The organism is Paenibacillus sp. CFBP13512, from assembly GCF_005233705.1.
Lineage (GTDB): Bacteria > Bacillota > Bacilli > Paenibacillales > Paenibacillaceae > Saccharibacillus > Saccharibacillus nuruki.
Genome location: NZ_QGAD01000003.1, coordinates 296,586 through 314,877, shown reverse-complemented (window position 1 = coordinate 314,877; position 18,292 = coordinate 296,586). Strand labels below are relative to the sequence as shown.

General features: G+C 40.4%; 17 protein-coding genes. 6 read left to right on the top strand and 11 right to left on the bottom strand.

Annotated features, from left to right (window positions below):
• Positions 1-25: 25 nt before the first annotated feature.
• Positions 26-805: a conjugal transfer protein TraR gene (locus tag PaeCFBP13512_RS05855; RefSeq protein WP_137221833.1), complete on the top strand. Its 780-nt coding sequence runs from the start codon at positions 26-28 to the stop codon at positions 803-805.
• A gap of 148 nt (positions 806-953) precedes the next feature.
• Here the strand turns inward: PaeCFBP13512_RS05855 and PaeCFBP13512_RS05850 are convergent, their stop codons facing one another.
• Entirely contained in the window at positions 954-2,306 is a 1,353-nt protein-coding gene (locus PaeCFBP13512_RS05850; RefSeq protein ID WP_137221831.1) for an MATE family efflux transporter, read from the bottom strand.
• 293 nt (positions 2,307-2,599) lie between these two features.
• Positions 2,600-3,925, bottom strand: a complete 1,326-nt coding sequence (locus tag PaeCFBP13512_RS05845) for a hemolysin family protein (protein ID WP_069328823.1) — start codon at positions 3,923-3,925, stop codon at positions 2,600-2,602.
• Between the two features lie 341 nt (positions 3,926-4,266).
• Here PaeCFBP13512_RS05845 and PaeCFBP13512_RS05840 point away from each other — a divergent pair, with 341 nt between their 5' ends.
• From PaeCFBP13512_RS05840 to PaeCFBP13512_RS05830, 3 genes are read left to right on the top strand one after another with little or no spacing between them, the layout of a single operon-like run.
• Positions 4,267-5,193, top strand: a complete 927-nt coding sequence (locus tag PaeCFBP13512_RS05840; protein WP_137221829.1) for a carbohydrate ABC transporter permease — start codon at positions 4,267-4,269, stop codon at positions 5,191-5,193.
• Positions 5,190-6,014, top strand: coding sequence for a carbohydrate ABC transporter permease (locus PaeCFBP13512_RS05835; RefSeq protein WP_069328813.1), 825 nt, complete (start codon positions 5,190-5,192; stop codon positions 6,012-6,014). The genes PaeCFBP13512_RS05840 and PaeCFBP13512_RS05835 overlap by 4 nt, the downstream gene beginning before the upstream one ends.
• A 54-nt stretch (positions 6,015-6,068) precedes the next feature.
• A complete protein-coding gene (locus PaeCFBP13512_RS05830; protein WP_137221827.1) occupies positions 6,069-7,457 on the top strand; it encodes an ABC transporter substrate-binding protein in 1,389 nt (462 codons plus the stop codon).
• Between the two features lie 109 nt (positions 7,458-7,566).
• Here PaeCFBP13512_RS05830 and PaeCFBP13512_RS05825 read toward each other — a convergent pair whose 3' ends face one another.
• From PaeCFBP13512_RS05825 to PaeCFBP13512_RS05815, 3 genes are all read right to left on the bottom strand, one after another.
• On the bottom strand, positions 7,567-7,977 hold the full coding sequence (locus PaeCFBP13512_RS05825) for a spore coat protein GerQ (RefSeq protein ID WP_137221825.1): 411 nt from the start codon (positions 7,975-7,977) through the stop codon (positions 7,567-7,569).
• 180 nt (positions 7,978-8,157) lie between these two features.
• Positions 8,158-9,129, bottom strand: coding sequence for an SDR family NAD(P)-dependent oxidoreductase (locus tag PaeCFBP13512_RS05820; RefSeq protein WP_206665601.1), 972 nt, complete (start codon positions 9,127-9,129; stop codon positions 8,158-8,160).
• A gap of 67 nt (positions 9,130-9,196) precedes the next feature.
• Complete coding sequence (locus tag PaeCFBP13512_RS05815; RefSeq protein ID WP_083243590.1) at positions 9,197-9,697, bottom strand: MerR family transcriptional regulator; 501 nt, start codon at positions 9,695-9,697, stop codon at positions 9,197-9,199.
• Positions 9,698-9,958: 261 nt separating this feature from the next.
• Between PaeCFBP13512_RS05815 and PaeCFBP13512_RS05810 the strand changes: the two genes are divergently transcribed.
• Positions 9,959-11,152: an LLM class flavin-dependent oxidoreductase gene (locus PaeCFBP13512_RS05810; RefSeq protein WP_137221823.1), complete on the top strand. Its 1,194-nt coding sequence runs from the start codon at positions 9,959-9,961 to the stop codon at positions 11,150-11,152.
• 118 nt (positions 11,153-11,270) lie between these two features.
• On the opposite strand, the gene PaeCFBP13512_RS05805 is transcribed toward PaeCFBP13512_RS05810, so the two are convergent.
• From PaeCFBP13512_RS05805 to PaeCFBP13512_RS05800, 3 genes are all read right to left on the bottom strand, one after another.
• Positions 11,271-12,017 carry an SDR family NAD(P)-dependent oxidoreductase gene (locus PaeCFBP13512_RS05805; protein WP_137221821.1) on the bottom strand — a complete coding sequence of 249 codons (747 nt, stop codon included), beginning with the start codon at positions 12,015-12,017 and terminating at the stop codon, positions 11,271-11,273.
• Between the two features lie 261 nt (positions 12,018-12,278).
• Positions 12,279-12,455 (bottom strand): hypothetical protein, encoded by a 177-nt coding sequence (locus PaeCFBP13512_RS23360; protein WP_175425211.1) that lies wholly within the window; start codon positions 12,453-12,455, stop codon positions 12,279-12,281.
• A gap of 213 nt (positions 12,456-12,668) precedes the next feature.
• The gene (locus PaeCFBP13512_RS05800) at positions 12,669-13,982 is read right to left on the bottom strand and encodes a WD40/YVTN/BNR-like repeat-containing protein (protein ID WP_137221819.1); all 1,314 of its coding nucleotides are present in this window, start codon (positions 13,980-13,982) and stop codon (positions 12,669-12,671) included.
• Positions 13,983-14,232: 250 nt separating this feature from the next.
• Here PaeCFBP13512_RS05800 and PaeCFBP13512_RS05795 point away from each other — a divergent pair, with 250 nt between their 5' ends.
• Entirely contained in the window at positions 14,233-15,168 is a 936-nt protein-coding gene (locus PaeCFBP13512_RS05795) for an L-lactate dehydrogenase (RefSeq protein ID WP_069328807.1), read from the top strand.
• A 197-nt stretch (positions 15,169-15,365) separates the two neighbouring features.
• Here PaeCFBP13512_RS05795 and PaeCFBP13512_RS05790 read toward each other — a convergent pair whose 3' ends face one another.
• The 3 genes from PaeCFBP13512_RS05790 to PaeCFBP13512_RS05780 all read right to left on the bottom strand — a co-directional run bounded on the left by PaeCFBP13512_RS05790 (position 15,366) and on the right by PaeCFBP13512_RS05780 (position 18,218).
• A complete protein-coding gene (locus PaeCFBP13512_RS05790; protein ID WP_137221817.1) occupies positions 15,366-16,466 on the bottom strand; it encodes a DUF3900 domain-containing protein in 1,101 nt (366 codons plus the stop codon).
• An 85-nt stretch (positions 16,467-16,551) separates the two neighbouring features.
• Positions 16,552-17,532, bottom strand: a complete 981-nt coding sequence (locus tag PaeCFBP13512_RS05785) for a DMT family transporter (protein ID WP_137221815.1) — start codon at positions 17,530-17,532, stop codon at positions 16,552-16,554.
• Positions 17,529-18,218, bottom strand: coding sequence for a GntR family transcriptional regulator (locus PaeCFBP13512_RS05780; protein WP_137221813.1), 690 nt, complete (start codon positions 18,216-18,218; stop codon positions 17,529-17,531). Before PaeCFBP13512_RS05780 ends, PaeCFBP13512_RS05785 begins: the two co-directional genes overlap by 4 nt.
• Positions 18,219-18,292 lie beyond the last annotated feature (74 nt).

Genomic DNA, 18,292 nt, shown 5'->3' with positions numbered 1-18,292 from the left:
CTCGTCTTGAGAGGGGTAACACATAATGAAACACTTAAAATCTTCACAAATTGAGGAATTAAAAAATAGTTTATTAGAAGATAAAGAAGCATTGGAACGCCATTTCAATATGGAAAATGATACAGCAGATGGTCAAGTAGAATCCGAACTTGATTCTACAGGTGAACTTTCTTCTGTAGATAATCATCCAGCCGATCTAGGTACAGAAACATTTGAACGTGAACGCGATATGGCGATTGATGAAAATATGGATGAGAAGTTAGATCAAGTCAATGCTGCTCTACAACGTATCGAAGATGGTACGTATGGAATCAGTGAAATCAGTGGCGAAGAGATTCCTTTTGAACGTCTACAAGCTCTTCCATACACGACAATGCTAGTAGGTGAAAGTGCTGAAGAAGGGGGCGGTGTAAATGATTACCGTCCTGTAGAAGAAGACTTGATCACTCCTGCGGCTAAAGGTGCTGGAGAGAACCGTCAAAGTCATACAGGTAAATTCGATGACGCTGGCGCATGGCAAGCTGTCGAAGAATACGGTGTAGCTGATTCGCCTGCAATGTCTACGCAACGTGATGTAGAAAGCTATAATGAGCTTGCAGAAGGCGGAGAAAATAAAGACAACGGCACTGTAGAAGATATTGAGAAGTTCGCTGGCAATGATATCGAAGGCGGTCAACGTCATGTACAACGTGGTGAAGACTTGGATCGTTATGTAGCGGATGATGAAGGCGATACTGAGTTACAAGTGACTGAAGATGACGAAGAAATCGATGCTGAGAGCGAAGAAGCAGATCGTCGTCGTTAAGATTATTTTCGGAGATATACATTATTTGAGATACGAATAACAATGTAACAATCCTATAAAGTAAAGACCCCTCTTATCTTTGTGGTAAGAAGGGTTTTTGTTATTCTCTTTCGTATCAAAAGTTATTGCTATAGTGAAAAAATTTCTTTTATACTGCTATACTTTCCAAATCAGGCTGTAGCTTATTACGCAATATATAGAGCATCATCGCCCCTACTAGAAATGCAACCACATCTGAAATCACAAGTGACCAGACTACCCCATGAAACCCATTCATCTGATTAGCAATATACAACACAGGAATTAACGTGATTCCTTGAATAATAGACATAATAAATGCCGCCGTACCTTGAGCTGTTGCTTGAAAAATTCCTGTAAACAAAACGGTAATTCCTGTAATAAATAAAGATAAAAATGTAACATGCAAAATATAGCTACCCATTTCAATCAATTGCATATCGTTGGTAAATAATCCTATTAAATGATCTGAAATAAAATAGACGATAATCCCGAAAGTAGTAGCTAAAACCATAATCGCTTTAAGCGTAAAGGTAATGGTCTGTTTCATTCGTTCTTTATTGGCTACAAAATTAAAAGCAATCATCGGTACAACACCTTCACACAATCCCATTAAGATACATTCAGGAAATTGCAACAAACGTGATGAAATCCCAAACCCAGCTACAGCTTGTTCCCCGTATTCAATCAGAAAACGATTAAAAATCAGCGACATCGCTCCCAGAAACAGACTCATAATAAAAACAGGAACTCCAATTTTGAATACATTACTAGATATTTCTTTCGTGATTTTGAACGCTTTAATTGAAATCGTTAAAAATTGACTTTTGTATCCAATATGAAAGGCATAATACGCACTTGCTACTAGATTTGAAATAACGGTAGCCGAAGCCACTCCAATCACTCCCCAATGAAAAACGAAAATGACCAATACATCAAGAATAATATTAACAATAACACTCAGAATCATACCGATCATCGACGTATTCGCTGCACCTTCGGAACGCACGATATTTTCTAACATAAAAAATAATAAAATAAACGGTGATCCCGCCAGCATAATCATCACATAGTCTTTGGTGAACGCAAACGATTCTGCATTAGCTCCCAAAAATCGAACGATTGGATCTAAAAAAGGAAGTCCAACAGCTACAACGATCAAGCCAAGTATCAGACTCACGTAAAAAGCAAATGAAGATACATGATTCACATCGCTATACCTTTTTTCTCCTAGCAATCGAGAGATAAATGCTCCACTCCCTATCCCTATCAAATTACCTAATGCCATAATCACTGCAAATAAGGGCAATGTTAATGCAAGTGCAGTTAGCATCGCTGTATTATGAAGCGTCCCAATAAAATACGCATTTAAAATCGAATATACAACACTCATCGACATCCCTAACATCATCGGTACAGCAAAATGAGTAACCGATTTTACAATTGGAGCTTCTTCAAAATAATAAAGATTTTTGGCATCCATATGAATCACTACTTTCTCTTCTTATTTATGTGCTAACGAACAAAGCTACACTTTTAAATTTATCGTCTAACATCGTTAGATAAGCCTTACAGTGTTAGATATTATCATTGATATCGGTATCTGTAAACAAAAACTTACACTGTTAGATTAAAATCAAAAAAAGGAATGTCAAACGAAAAAAATCGCTTCACATCCCTTAGATCTTCTATGTCACAGAAATTGTATATGTACACAGCAAAAAAGCAAACCACTTCTATAACAGAAGTCATTTGCTTTTTTACTTATAATGATGTTCAGGCTCCTGCCTGATTATGAGTTGTTGCGAATTGCGTGATCACTAATTTCACCCTTGAAATACGTTTCTGTTCCGTTTCTTCAATCACTAACAGATGTCCTTCATGTGCCACGCTTTGCCCGATTTGTGGAGGTAAAGATTCCACCCGGGAATACAGCCAACCACCAATGGTATCGTATTCTGTCGAATCCAAATCCAGTGAAAACCTTGTATTGATCTCATCAATTAACATCATTCCATCAATGGAGTACGTCATTTCATCAATAGGTTCTACAGCTGGACGCTCATGGTCAAATTCATCCTGAATTTCGCCGACGATTTCTTCCATAATGTCTTCAAGAGTTACTAGACCAGCTGTACCACCATATTCATCAATAAGGATAGCTATCTGTGTTTTGCCACGTTGCATCAGCTTCATCAGTTCACTAATCTTAATCGATTCAGGTACAGCTATAATGGGACGGATCAATTTGGCTGAATCTACACTTTGATAACGCATCAAATCTTTAATATGCACAAAACCGACAATATGATCTTTGTCGCCATCGCATACCGGATAACGAGTACGCATTCCTTCAAATGCCAGTTCCAAATTCTCCTCTTTGGAACCGTGTAGACTCAGACAGATCATTTCTGTACGTGGGATCATGATCTCATGGGCGGTTGTATCAGCAAATTCGAATATATTATCAACCAGCGCCAGTTCGGTATTATCGATCAGTCCGCTCTTGTTGCTTTCCTTCATAAGTATACGTATTTCTTCTTCTGTGTGAGCCGAATCTTCTTCAGACACCGGAGCAATACCGAACATTTTGAGTAAAGCGTTCGCCATGCCATTCAACACCCAGATAAAAGGATACATCATTTTATGGAATAAGAGCATCGGTGCTGCTGTCCATAAGCTCACGACTTCCGCTTTGCGGATCGCTAGAGACTTCGGAGCAAGCTCTCCAAGTACAATATGCAATACCGTAATCACAACAAAAGCAATAACGATAGAGACAGTGTGTACAGCTACATCATTATTCCAGCCGAATGCCGTAAATATAGGTCTGATCAGGTCAGCAATCGCCGGTTCACCAATCCACCCCAATCCAAGTGATGCGAGTGTAATCCCTAACTGACAAGCAGAAAGGTAAGCATCCAGATTGTTTACGATCGTTTGCGCAAAGCGCGCTCTTTTACTACCGCCATCGACTAATGTTTCTAATCGACTACTGCGAATTTTAACCATTGCGAATTCAGCCGATACAAAAAATCCATTGAGCATTACCAGAAATGCCACCAAAACTAAATTAAGTAAACTGGGTAAGGGGTCAGTCAAGTGTATATCCCGTACTGTCAAATTGATAGACAGTTACGGGTTCACCTCCTTCGTATATTTGTTTTTTGAATTTGCAGCCACATCACGTGCACCGTCATTTTCCCAAGTGTCCTCACTCCCTTCGTTTAGTTATGTATGATTATACATGTTCCTTACTTTATTATATCGTCTCAAACCCTCCCGTCAAATGCTCTATTCATCCGATTACAAATCTTTTACATAGATAATCATTTCTCTTAACATCCTGTATTTATACTGAACCACGTAGCAAGAAGAACAACATGTAAGCAAAAGATGAAAGTGAGGTAAGTGTTAACTTGGATAAAACGCCTGTAGTTTCAATGAAACGTTCTGTTCGAAAAACTCGTTCTATCGTGCGCTATCCCCGTCAGACTCGCCGTTGGAATGAATATATACTTGCAGCTATGTTTTTAGCTCCTTCCATATTGCTGTTCGGTATATTCCTTTTTTATCCGCTGATCAAGTCCGTATATCTGAGTCTACACTCCACTACACCTCGCGGAGATGTTGCCAAATTTGTAGGGTTCAAAAACTTCACAAATTTATTTACATCAGATACTTTTCTCAGCAGTCTGTGGGTAACTACTCAATTTATGTTGTTTACTGTACCGACAACATTGATCCTAGCATTGATCTTAGCTGCATTTTGTCGAAGCCGTATACGCGGTAGCCGTATCTTCCGCTTTATTTTCGCTTTACCTTTAGCGATATCGGTGAGTACGGGTTCTGTCATTTGGATGGTTCTATTTCATCCGACACTGGGAACATTAAATTATTTCCTTAGTATAGCTGGCTTACCAACTATCAATTGGCTTACTGATCCGAACTGGGCTTTGATCTCGATCTCGATTATGACCATCTGGATGAATCTAGGATTCTTATTCATTCTATTATTAGGTGGTATGGAAGGCGTGCCTGAAGATATCTATGAAAGTGCACGTATGGATGGAGCTAGTCCAACGCGTACTTTTGTACAGCTCACTTTACCATTGATCTCGCCTACCATTTTCTTTGCCAGTGTCACCTCAATGATTGGTTCTTTTCAAGCATTTGGACAGATCAATATCCTGACCAAAGGTGGCCCAATGAACAGTACGAATGTCATTGTTTATAACTTATATCAAGATGCGTTTATGAATTTCCGCTTTGGGACAGGAAGTGCGCAAGCATTGGTCTTATTCGCCATGATCTTAATCCTAACGCTTATTCAATTCAAATTTGGTGAAAAGAAGGTGCATTACCAATGAAACAAGGTCTAGTGCGCACAGGAACAGCCTACTTCTTTATGATTGTGGCTGCGGCACTTATACTTTTGCCTTTCTGGATCGCCGTTTCTAATTCATTTATGACTGAATCGGAATCAGCTACATATCCTCCACGATTTTTACCGTCAGGTATTCATATCGATAATTTTATAACAGTCATGAATAATATTCCGATTATTCGTTTTATTGTGAACAGCTTTTTGACCAGTAGTATTATTACGGTCGGTAATCTGATTACTTCTTGTATGGCTGCTTACGCGTTTGCTTTTCTACGGTTTCCCGGTCGTAAAATCTTATTCGGTCTATTTATGGCTACGATGATGATTCCGTGGGAAGTTACGGTGATTCCGAACTATCTAACCGTTCGTAGTTGGGGCTGGCTTGATTCGTATCAAGGATTGACTGTTCCTTTTCTAGCGACAGCTTTTGGAACATTTCTAATGCGCCAATTCTTCTTGCAACTGCCCAAAGAATTAATGGAAGCTGCTCGAATAGATGGTTGCGGACATATTCGCATTTTCGCTTCACTGGCTGTGCCGTTATCGATGCCAGGGCTTGCAACACTGGGTATCTATTCTTTCCTTAATCACTGGAATATGTATCTATGGCCCCTATTGATTACGAATAGTGAAAGTATGCGTACGGTTCAGATTGGTATTAGTATGTTGCAATTTGCAGATGTAACCGCATGGAACGTTGTTATGGCTGGTATTGTGTTGGTGATGCTCCCTTCTCTTGTTCTTCTTGCTGTAGGTCTAGGTCGTCTTGTAGGCGGTCTAACAGCAGGTGCACTGAAGGGCTAACTCATAGATTATCTTTTCAAAATTTGTTCAACCAAAAGGAGAATACGAAAAGAAATGAAAATCAATCGTTCGCGTCAAACATGGAGTTTGCTTAGTTTATGCCTATTTTTATTCTTAGCAGCTTGTGGTGGAGGTCAAAGTACAACTGGCTCTACAGCAGCTACAGGTGCAACAGCTGATGCAGCAAGTGAGACTTCTACAGGTCCTGTAAAAATAGTCTGGTGGCATTCGATGAGTGGCGATTTGAATAAAGTAGTTGATGAATTAGTTAAAAAGTTTAACGATTCTCAAAAAGATGTTCAAGTTGAAGCTATTTTCCAGGGCGATTATGATGCTAGTATTAACAAATTCAAAACATCTATGGGATCAGGAAGCGGCCCTACCATGCTTCAGACTTATGATGTAGGTACACGTTATATGATCGATTCTCAAGCGATCACACCGATGCAACAATTTATTGATGCCGATAAATTTGATACCTCACAGTTCGAACCGAACATTTTGAAATACTATACTTTTGATAATCAACTATATTCTATGCCTTTTAATACATCTAATCCGATTTTCTACTATAACAAAGATGCTTTCAAAAAAGCAGGTCTTGATCCAGAAAATCCTCCTAAAACATTGGATGAATGGGAAGCAGCAGCTAAAGCGTTGACTAAAGATGGACAAACAGGAATGTCATTGCCAATCTACGGATGGTTGATGGAGCAAATGTTTGCAAGCCAAGATGCAACATTGTTGAATAACGATAATGGACGTACAGCACTTGCAACTGAATCTCAATTAGGTTCTGAGCCGGGTGTGAAATTCTTGACATGGTGGAAAAAATTGATCGATGAGAAATACATGCTTAATCTAGGTCGTAAAACAGATGATACGAAAAAAGCATTTGCTGCTGGTCAAGTAGCGGTAACAATGGATAGTACAGCTTCACTTCGCGGATTGATCAGCTCCACAGAAGGTAAGTTTGAAGTAGGAACGGCTCCACTGCCTAAAGTGGCTTCTAGCGATATTGGTAAAGGTGGCGTCGTTATCGGTGGTGCAAGTCTTTGGATTATGAATGACAAATCCGCAGCAGAACAACAAGCAGCATGGAAATTTATCAAATTCTTAGCAGAGCCTGAACAACAAGCGTACTGGCATGTAAACACAGGCTACTTCCCAATTACCAAAGCAGCTTATAACGAAGATTTAGTAAAAGAAAACATGAAGAAATATCCGCAATTCGAGACTGCTGTAGATCAATTGCACAATACCAAAATTGATACAGCTACTCAAGGTGCAGTAATGGGTATCTTTACTGAAGCTCGTCAGTTAACAGAAACAGCAATCGAAGAAGCACTTAACGGTTCCAAATCACCACAAGCAGCGCTAGACGATGCAGCTGCACAGATCACACAGAAATTAAAAGATTATAATGATACAGTTAGCCCATAAGCAATTGCATAACCAATAAAAGTAAGCACAAAAAAAGAAGCGTTAGTTCAATGGTTGCTCTTAACCACTGGATTAGCGCTTCTTTTATTTACTCTAATATTAATCTATTTTACATCCGTGATGATGGTGCATGAATAGAAGGCGTTTGCCCTGAAATATGTGTGTATGCACCTGTAGGTTCGATAAACACAGCATAATCTAATGAAGTTAATGGTAGCACATGACGTAGCCCGGTATTGAGATCACGAATAACAATATGATCTTCTCCTGTCGCTTCTAATAAGCCACGATAGTCGCTATGCATCACTTCACGACCAGGTATCATATAGAACATACCGTTTTTCCCTAGATTGTTCTGTAGCTTTTGATGTAATGACAGATCAGTAGTCCTTGTATTTGAAAGATTCGCTGGACGAATAGTCGATGAAATGTAGTTATTGATTTGAGTCGGAATATGTTCCATGCCAGCATAGCCGTGCTCAGTTCGATAAGCGACCGGACGATAAGGTTGAGTCAACATGATTGCATTCCTCCCAATATTTTGAAATAGATAGATACTCTAACTCTTAATATTACCCTTTTCTCTGTAGCTCCAATCGTATCTTTGAGGAGAGCGTCAAATAAAAAAAGGCACATCGCTGGTATTTCTACCGGGATGTGCCTTTTGAGATTGATTTATTTTATAGTCATCCTGCTTGATTTAAGAAAGAGATGCTCCGGTCAAAGTAACCGATAGATCCCATAGACGCTTAGCTTGATCCGAATCCACAGCATACTCTTTCACGCCAACAGAAGGTACACCTTCGACAGCAGGTTCTGCAATATCGCAATCTTCACAGTATACGCCACCTTTACCTTCTAACTGTGGAGAAGTAGCTGCCCAGAGTTGAGTTGCCGCTCCCTGTTCAGGTGTTTTGAAAGCAGAGTTTACTCCATTACCATCTTCATCGATCCATTTCAAAGCTACCATTTCTTCTTTAGGCAAATGGCGTTGAAGTGGTGTCAAAATGCCACCCGGATGAACAGAGAAAGCATGTACCCCTTGTTCACTTCCACGGCGATCCAGTTCTACTGCGAATAAAGCATTAGCTGTTTTGGCTTGACCATATGCTTCAAACTTCTGATAATTGCCTTCAAAATTAATATTGTCCCAACGAATAGGTGAAATGTGATGCCCTGCGGAAGAAGTAGCTACTACTCTTGCGCCTTCTCCTGCGGTAAGTGCAGACCAGATCAAGTTGATCAACGTAAAGTGACCTAGATGATTGGTTGCAAATTGTAATTCCCAGCCTAGACCTACACGAGTCTCAGGGCAAGCCATCACGCCAGCATTTAGAATCGCTATGTCAATACTACGTCCACTCTCTAACAATCGACCTGCAAAAGCACGTACACTATCTAGATCGGATAGATCCAGTTCATCCACTTCGACATGTTCTAATCCTTGAAGTGCTTCATTAGCTACATCCGGGCGACGAGCAGGCACGATAACAAAAGCTCCTGCTTGTACGAGAGCACGTGTTGTTTCAAGTCCAAGACCGGAGTATCCGCCTGTAACTAAAGCGGTTTTACCTGTAAGATCAATACCTTGCAATACTTCACTTGCTGTACTGTCATGTCCAAATCCTGAGTTGATGTTGTGTTGAGCTGTTTTCACATAAGAATGTTCCATATTATTTCTCTCCTCTTCATCGTTGATACTCTTACTGTACAAGCTAGAGTTCACTCTAGGTCAAGTCTCATTTATCACAAATATTGATTTGTGTGTGAGATGACTTGCTGTGAGGATGATCTGTCGATGCTTCTGAAGCAGTGAGGTGTTGATTTTCCCACGTTTGTTCAGGCTCATTACGATTGAGGTGTTTCTCATAGACATTGGTCTTGAGTGTGATGACTTCCAGACAATCGTTCAAATGCTCCATCTGACTGACCACTCGTTGTTGATGTTCTTTCAAAATATCTAACCGTTCATGTTCATTACCCGGACCCATACGTACCAGTTCAGCAAAACGACGAATCTGAGCAATCGGCATACCTGAAGCACGTAGACGTGTACAAATGTAAAGCCATTCTACATCGACTTCACTATACCGCCGTCGTCCTCCCTCATCTCTAGCAATACGTGTAGATAACAGTAAACCTTCCCGCTCATAAAAACGGAGTGAATGTACGCTAAGACCTGAACGTTCTGCAACTTCCCCTATACTGAGCTGATTCTTCTGCTCTAAGTCAGTACTCATAATAACATTCTCCTTTATCAATCCTAGTCGATGTGATGTATAAATGATCACCAATACTTTGATTTCTATCTTAACTCAAGCGTTCGCCTTTCACCACTAATGCGACAGATAGAATGAATTTGAAACAATTGACACACCTGAGCGAAAATGCTAGTATCATTTATACCAAGTATGCTTGTCGGATTAGTCTATTAAATAATGAAATTAAGCGATACACCCTATATAAATCTATCTATACTATCTGTTAAAGGAGATATTACGATGTCAACATCTGATCATATTCAGCGGGATGAAGTAGAATTTGGCTGGTTTTTACCTACAATGGGAGACGGAACACGTTTTGGACAAGATTCTGAACGTCCTCCAACCCTTGAATATTTAACTAATGTTGCCCAGACTGCTGAAAAAGCAGGTTTTGAATTTGCTTTGATCCCTACAGGCGGTGCATGTCTGGACTCTTGGGTGGTAGGATCAGCTATTATCGGTGCAACTACAACCTTAAAACCTCTTGTCGCTCTTCGCCCGGGATTGATTACTCCTGTGTTAGCAGCACGTATGGCAGCTGCTTTGGATAATCTATCCGGTGGACGAGCACGTATTAATATTGTGACAGGAAGCTCTCCTGACGATCTTGAAGAACTGGGTGATCCACTTGCGCGCGCTCATGACGAGAAGTATGCGCGTACTCGTGAATATGTGCATATTATGAAAAGTGTATGGGAACAAGCTGCTGGTCTTTCTTCAACAGAATTCGGCAATACAGGTCATTCAACAGTTACCAATCACAAAGTGGATTTTCAAGGCGAATACTATGAATTAAAAGGGGGTACAAGTCGCCCTGCTACGGTACAAAAGCCTACTCTTCCTATTTACTTCGGCGGTAGTTCGGCAAAGGCCAAATCGGTTGGTGCAGAGTATTCAGATGTATTTCTAATGTGGGGCGAGCCTCTTGATATGATCCGCGAACAAGTACAAGAACTTGAACAAGCTCAAGCCGCATATGCCCGGGAACATGGTAGTGTTCGTCCACTTCGGATCGGAATGCGTGCTCAAGTCTTAGTGCGTGATACTGAAGAAGAAGCTTGGGAAGCCGCACGTAATCTAATTAAAGATATCGATCCTGCTACGATCGAACGTGCCAAAGCGTCATTCAGCCAAACCGGAGCAACCGGACAAAATCGTCAAAATCAGATTCGTGATGCAGCTGCACAAAATGACTTTGTTGTCGGCCCTAACCTCTGGGCGGGATTATCTAATCTTCGTTCAGGTGGAGCTTTGATGTTTGTCGGTACTCCTGATCAAGTATCTGACCGTTTGATGGAATATGCGGAGATTGGGATTACATCCTTTATCTTATCGAGCTATCCTCATTTGGAAGAAGCACAGATTTTTGGTGAAAGTACATTGCCTTTATTTAAAGAAAAATGGAGCAATCGCTTAGTCGCTTCGAATTAAGGACGATAAAGTCTGTTAGCTAATCATAAACTACGAATTTTATGTCTTGATATAACAAAAACAGGTGCGATCTATTCGCACCTGTTTTTGTCATGCTTATAAGTATGCTCTAGCTCATCTATTCAACATAGATCATTTTACGTGTCATTCCACCATCTACAATCAATTCAGCACCAGTAATAAATGAATTTTCTGGATCGGTTAAAAATAAACAGGTTCTCGCTACATCTTCAGGTGTGCCTACACGTCCTGCTGGATGTTGTGCATGGTCTTCTTTCGTCAGAGCATTATAGTCGCCTGTCTCAATCCAGCCCGGGCTAATCGCATTCACGGTAATATGATCAGGCCCTAACGATACAGATAGAGCATGGGTGATCGCTGTAATACCACCTTTTGAAGCCGCATATGCTTCAGAATGAGGCTCAGACATATGAGCACGTGTTGAAGAAATATTAACAATAGAACCTCCTGTATGATCACGCATCACTTTAGCGGCTTCGCGGGATACTAAGAAACAGGATCTCACATTCGTATTCATTACATCGTCCCACTCGTCCAAAGTTAGTTCGTAAGGCGATTTCCAGCGAGACACCCCTGCGTTATTAATAACAATATCAATCTGTCCGGTTGTATTCACAATCTCCTGTATAGTGGCTATAACGTCTTCTTCTCGACGTACATCACAAGGTAAAAAGTGCGCTTGTCCTCCGCTCTCACGGATAGCTGCTGCGGCTGAAGCACCTTCAGGTTCTAACGTATCGGTCAAAAATACAGTAGCGCCTTCTGCGGCATACCGTTCTGCTACAGCTTTACCGATTCCTTTAGCTGCACCTGTGACAATAACCGTTTTCGAAGCATATTTCATAAGATATCTCCCTTTGAGTTCGTATATGAGTATGATGAATCTATACTGCTTATTCAACGATTGAGAGAATTAAGAAACATGACCTCTTATACGACCGGTACTATTCTATGTAAATACAAAGGTATGACTTATGTCCAAAAGGAGCAGAAATGATAAAGGAACACACTTCTTATTGATCAGCGAAGTGTGTTCCTTTATGAAGTGCCTATAGATAATCCGTCTGCATGTCTGGCTTGGATAATAGATAATCTTATAAACCGATTATGCATAATACGCTTGTAAAAGCTCCTGAGTATCATCTTTAGCGGCATCCAATACCCCTTGATCTGCCCAACATGCACGACAAGCTTCTTCTTCTCGACATTCATTAGCATCCAAGCAAGTGTAGCAAAGGTTCATGTAAAAGTTAGTAAGGTTTTCATTAGTATTGTTTCTCATCTCAATCATCTCCTTGTTTTTTCTACATCCCAAGCATAACCGATTCAAAAGCATATTAATGTGATTTATTTCACAATAAATAAAGAATTTTAAATTATTTTTTGATTTTATAAAAAGAAAGTATTCTAACGAGAAAAAAGGATCACCTTTGCTACCTTTAGACGGGTTCGCAAAGCAGATCCTTTGTATATTATTCTTATTTATGATTGTATTTTATAAAACATGCCATGTTTTGCCACCATCGGTAGTCTGCATCAGTAGTGAACGTCGTTCTTCATTTTTGGCAACTAATAACCAACCTACATTTGCAGAAAAGAATTGCAATTTGGCTAACTCTGGATAATTATTCAATGTTCTTTGTAACGTATTATTGACAGGTAATGCTGTCCATGTCTTGCCTTGATTGGTTGTACGATAGACTACCCCGTCAACTACAGACCATCCTATTTTGTTATTCAAAAAAGTAGGACCCATCGACTGATTAACACCAGTTTGAGCTTTTAACGCAAATGGAGCAAAGTTCCATGTTTTGCCTGCATCATTGGTAAAATAGCCATTGTAGCTTGTCTGGTTATCGGTTACACAACCAATATTCATCCAACCGGCTGTTTTGCTGTCACCAAAAAATTGAGGTTTCCCTGTGGTCAAAGCATGACAATTCGACATTTTGGTATTTTTCTCAAAGTCAGGCCCTGATTTCCACGTTTTGCCGGAATCACTTGTCATATAGAGATGAGGCTTACCTTGTTGTTCTAACGTCACAAATCCATGATCACGATCTCTAAAAGACATGCCTACAAGCTTCCCGAATTTAGGAATAGCTTGCGTTGCTAACCCTTTAGCTTCATAGATACCTGTGTTTTGCATCACTTTTTCCCATGTATTACCGCCATCTTTGGTAATATAGAGTACTTTTTCCTGCTGATCTTCTGCACTATTGGCTGAATCTGAAGAAGCCAGTGCCCAACCCATTTTACTATCCATAAAATAAATACCTAATACATTTACTTCATCATCCAATGTAGCGAAATTCCAGTTCTGTCCGCCATCGGTTGTATGCAGAATTAAGGTTTCGCCTACACCTGATGCATTGCGAACCACCCAACCATTATTTTGATTTAAGAAAAAGATATCTTTGCCATACGTAGGCGGTTCTGAAAATGTAACGGTCTGAGCGGGTGATACATTATCCCATGTGCCTCCACTATCTTGCGTCACATAGATACGCAGTTCATTACGGGTAACCCCCCATGCTAGACCTGCACTTGCACTTAATAATTGAAAGTCTGTTAATCGGGTCTGAATTTTATAACCTTTTTTAGCAGGAACCCCCTGCTTCGTATCTGATGTGGCTGTATGGTTAAGGGTTATGGTCTGCCCTTGATCTTCAGTTTGAATTTTTTTGAGTTCTTGAGATGACGCTTTGTCTGCTGCTGGATCATAGTCACTTGTAGATGATTGACAAGCAGTAAGGACAAAAATAAGCGTAATCCATATAAAGAGCGCTTTGCGCATCGATCGTTTCATTCTTTCTCTCCTTTCACGCTTACATTAAGCAATTTGTGATTCCGATGTTTGATAACCCTTATAAGAGTAAACCATAATGAACAGAGGTTGTTTACAGAAAAGTTACAAGCCATTACAGATTTTGCGATTTTTGCAATGCTCCATACCATTTTTTGGACTTTCTTTTCTGTGATCCTTTTTACATTGGTCGCGCTTTCCGTTACAATAGTAGCGAATCTGTAATATAGATTAAAGAAGGAGATGATAAAAAATGACAGTATCTGAATCTGTATCCAAGCCCCATCGTGTCGTTGTTATTGGCACAGGAGCCGTAGGCTCCACAACCGCTTATACCCTTTTACTCCACAAGAGAATGTCTGAACTCGTCTTTATTGATGCGAATCACAACAAAGCTCTTGGCGAAGCACTCGATATGAACCATGGACTCCCATTCGTTGGCGGCGTCAAACTATGGGCAGGTGATTATTCGGATTGCAAAGACGCAGATATTATCATTATTGCTGCCGGTTCCAATCAGCGTCCAGGGGAAACCCGGATCGACTTATTGAATCGGAACTCAGCCATCTTCGAAGACATTATTTCGAATATTACGAAATATAATAATAGCGGTATTCTACTTATTGCTACCAATCCAGTAGATATACTCAGTTATGTATCATGGAAAAAGAGCGGTTGGCCATCTAACCGTGTTATTGGCTCCGGTACATTACTTGATAGCGCACGCTTCCGTTATTTAATTGGTAAAGAAAAAGGCATTGATCCTCGCAGTATTCATGCTCATATTATTGGGGAGCATGGTGATTCCGAGTTGCCTGTATGGAGTCTGTCTAATATTGCAGGAGCTCCACTGAACTTTGAAGAAGACAAGCAAAAAGAAATCTTTGAAAACACCAAAAATGCAGCTTACGAAATCATCAATGCTAAAGGATCTACTTCGTATGCGATTGCACTAGCACTTGACCGCATTGTAGCGGCCATTTTGCAAAATGAACACGCTGTATTGAACGTCTCTTCTTTGCTTGAAGATTATCATGGCATCTCTGACGTATATCTCGGTGTACCTGCGATTGTCGGTAGAGATGGTATCCAAGCCAAATTGCCTATTCCTATGAATGAGCATGAAGAAGAATTACTACGTGCTTCTGCTACAAAGTTAAAAGATCAGATTGCCCAGTTAGATATTTAAGTTGAATCAGAGATAGATCCTGAAGTGATATATAATTAACTATAGACTATCTTGTATTCATATGACAAATCTCTAACGAATATCGATGTACAGATAAACTGAATAATTCAAAATAATATAAAAAAGTGGATTTAGGGATAAGACCCTGAATCCACTTTTTTTATGTGTAAAATGATGATTATCTAGTGATCACTTAATCAATAAGGAATATCATCGTCACGTTCAGGTATTTCATTCGCCCGATCCACTAAGCGTCTTGCCACCACTTCAAAAGGCTCCGGCTGTAACAATTCTACAGGTGAAAATCCTTTATCAAACGTAAACGCATCGCCTTCAATCACCATAGCATAATGATCACCTAACTTGGCAATATGCAGTCGATATCCATAATCAGCAAGCAATCCACGAATACTCGTATCTCCTAGCTTCATTTTGATCTCGATCTCTGGCTTAATCTCCACAATACGCTCTGCGGCTTCGATCACATGTTGCGGTTCCCATTTTTCTTGAATATCCCGCTTTTCACTGGCTGCCCATAGTTCTAGATCATGCTCTTCTTGCTGACGTTCTAGATTGGTGGCATCTGGCCACTTTTCTTCGACATATGTCTGTACATAATCCATCACTCGTTCATTGACAATCTCAGGAATCGATTGCTCATACGTGATAAATTTCAAAAAGTCTTCAAAATAACGGGCATGAGAAGATTGATGAATTTTAAGCTCCCATTCTTCGATCATACCTTCTTCTGGCATATGCGGGTATTGGATTGATTTCATATTGCGAGCGCTAATCGCCATCTCGACTTCGCTAATCAGACTACGTTCATCCGAGATACGTGCGATACGCTGTTCAAAATCACATTTCATCACAAAAATAAACGGATCATCAAAATGCGTATCTAGCTTGGCTTGTGTAATAATCAAAGCTCCACCACGAACTGAACTTGTTTCCAGATAGCTACGTACCAGATCATCACATGCATTTTTGAAATCTTCTTTATTATCAACTGCTCTTAGACGAGTAAATAAATTGTAATTGGGATTGCTGGTCAGCTCATGTCCCGGCTCCACTAAAAACGTACCAATCTTAGTCGGTGGCTGTTCTGTACCCGGATTTTTTTCGACTTTCCGTTTGGCTGTACGACCAAACTCAGCATGTAGAAATTTTTTGATCTCACTTTCTTCATACTCATCTTCATCGAGTGTTTGATAATGTTTGTAGTTTTTGTTGGTTTGTCCTTCTTTACCTTCAACTTGTAATACAAAAAAAGATAAAAATTGAATATCAAATCGCATAATAAACTCCTTTAATCTCGCTCAATTAGTCTATATCATTGTGAATTGAATATTGAAGCATGAATAGTATATGTTATTTCCGGAATCAAGTGACAGGATGATTAGACTTATGCTTACGGGAAATACCTGGCTCTCGAACCGACAATATAGCATTAACCGCCATACCCCCGATAACCAATACCAATCCTACCCACATGCCGACTGAAGACAACATAACACCTAGAAGTAGCCACTCACCTAATAAAGTAAAGACTACTTCTAACGCTTGCGTCGCTTCTACAGTCGCTAGACGTGCAGGATGATGCCGAACTTGATCGGTAGCACCAAAGAACAATACGGTTGCTACAACCCCGGAAAATAGAGCGACTAGAAATGTCTGCCCTGTCTGAGCACCTGAAGGTAATCCAGATTGGATAGCACCGATACACGCTAGAATAATCCATACTGGAAGACTGGCTATACTCATTCCCAGTGTCCGCTGAAAAGCATCCAATCGCCCATCGCATACTTCCATCATTTTACGATTACCTAGCGGATAAGCAAAAGCCGCAATAGCAATCAATACAATACCTTGCCAGCTAGCACCTTCTGTATGTTGTCTGACCTGTTCCCACTGCATTAACCCAATCCCTGTCAAAATAATTAGCGCCGCTAACATGCCTGCTCTTGGGATCTTTCCTCGTTCTTGAATCGGTCCTTGAGGCGTATAACGGACAAAGAAGAACAGTGGTGACATAATCATACCTGCAACAATCGTCATTTCAAAAGCCGCCGCAGTCAGCCAACCAGGTGAATAGATCGCCGCCGCACACATCGGTGCATAAAATAATCCAAATCCGATGGTACTCCATATCAACCACTGCACAGGTGACTTTTTCATTTCCACCCATAATCCAGTAAGATTACGGCGCAGAATAACCAGTATCGCTAATAACGGAATCATAAAAAAGTAACGCAGTGATGCGCTCCATAACCAACTGCCTCCACCCACTTCCATCGATCGATTCAGCACAAATGTAAACGCAAAAAAGAATGCCGCCGCTACGCCGATCAGTACAGCTTTCATGATGAACCTTGATCTGTGGAAGATGGAGAGTGATTACCAGAAGAAGCCAACCAACTCCCCAGACTCATCCAGTTCTGCTCCATCCGTGTAGCGGTTAATAATAAGTCCCCTGCTTCACTTGCTTCTATAATCAGTCGATGGTCTTCAGGTGAATGCGTATGATCAATACTGCTGAATTTAGCGTATTCTAATCGTCTGATCTTAGGCATCACACGGCTTAGTGCAGCTATAATCTCGGGATTATTCGCTTGTTGTATAAATACATCGTGAAATTGATCATCAGCTTGAATAGCCGCAGAAGCATCCTGTTGTTGAAGTGCCGTAATCAATTCTTGATTGAACTGTTTTAGCATATCATAATGTGGGGTCTGCAAGTAAGGAATAGATAAGCGTGCTGCCAATCCATGTAATACCGCTGCTACTGTAAAAGCATGTGCCGCCGCTTCTTCTAAAGGAGCAACCCGTGTAACGGCTCCAGGAAAAGATTCGATTAATCCTTCATCCTCCAATCGCTTCAAAGCTTCACGCACTGGAGTACGGCTTACTCCGAATTGCGCGGCTAATTCATTATCATTGAGCTTCTGCTCAGGCAATAATTCTAAGGTCACAATACCTTGTTTGAGCGTATCATATACTTGATCACGCAACGTCGGACGACTTATTTTCTGGATTGATAGTTTTTTCATAAAACCAATATATTGCATATTACTTATAATCTCAATCTTTTTATCATTATTATGGTTAATTCTGTTGCATAAAA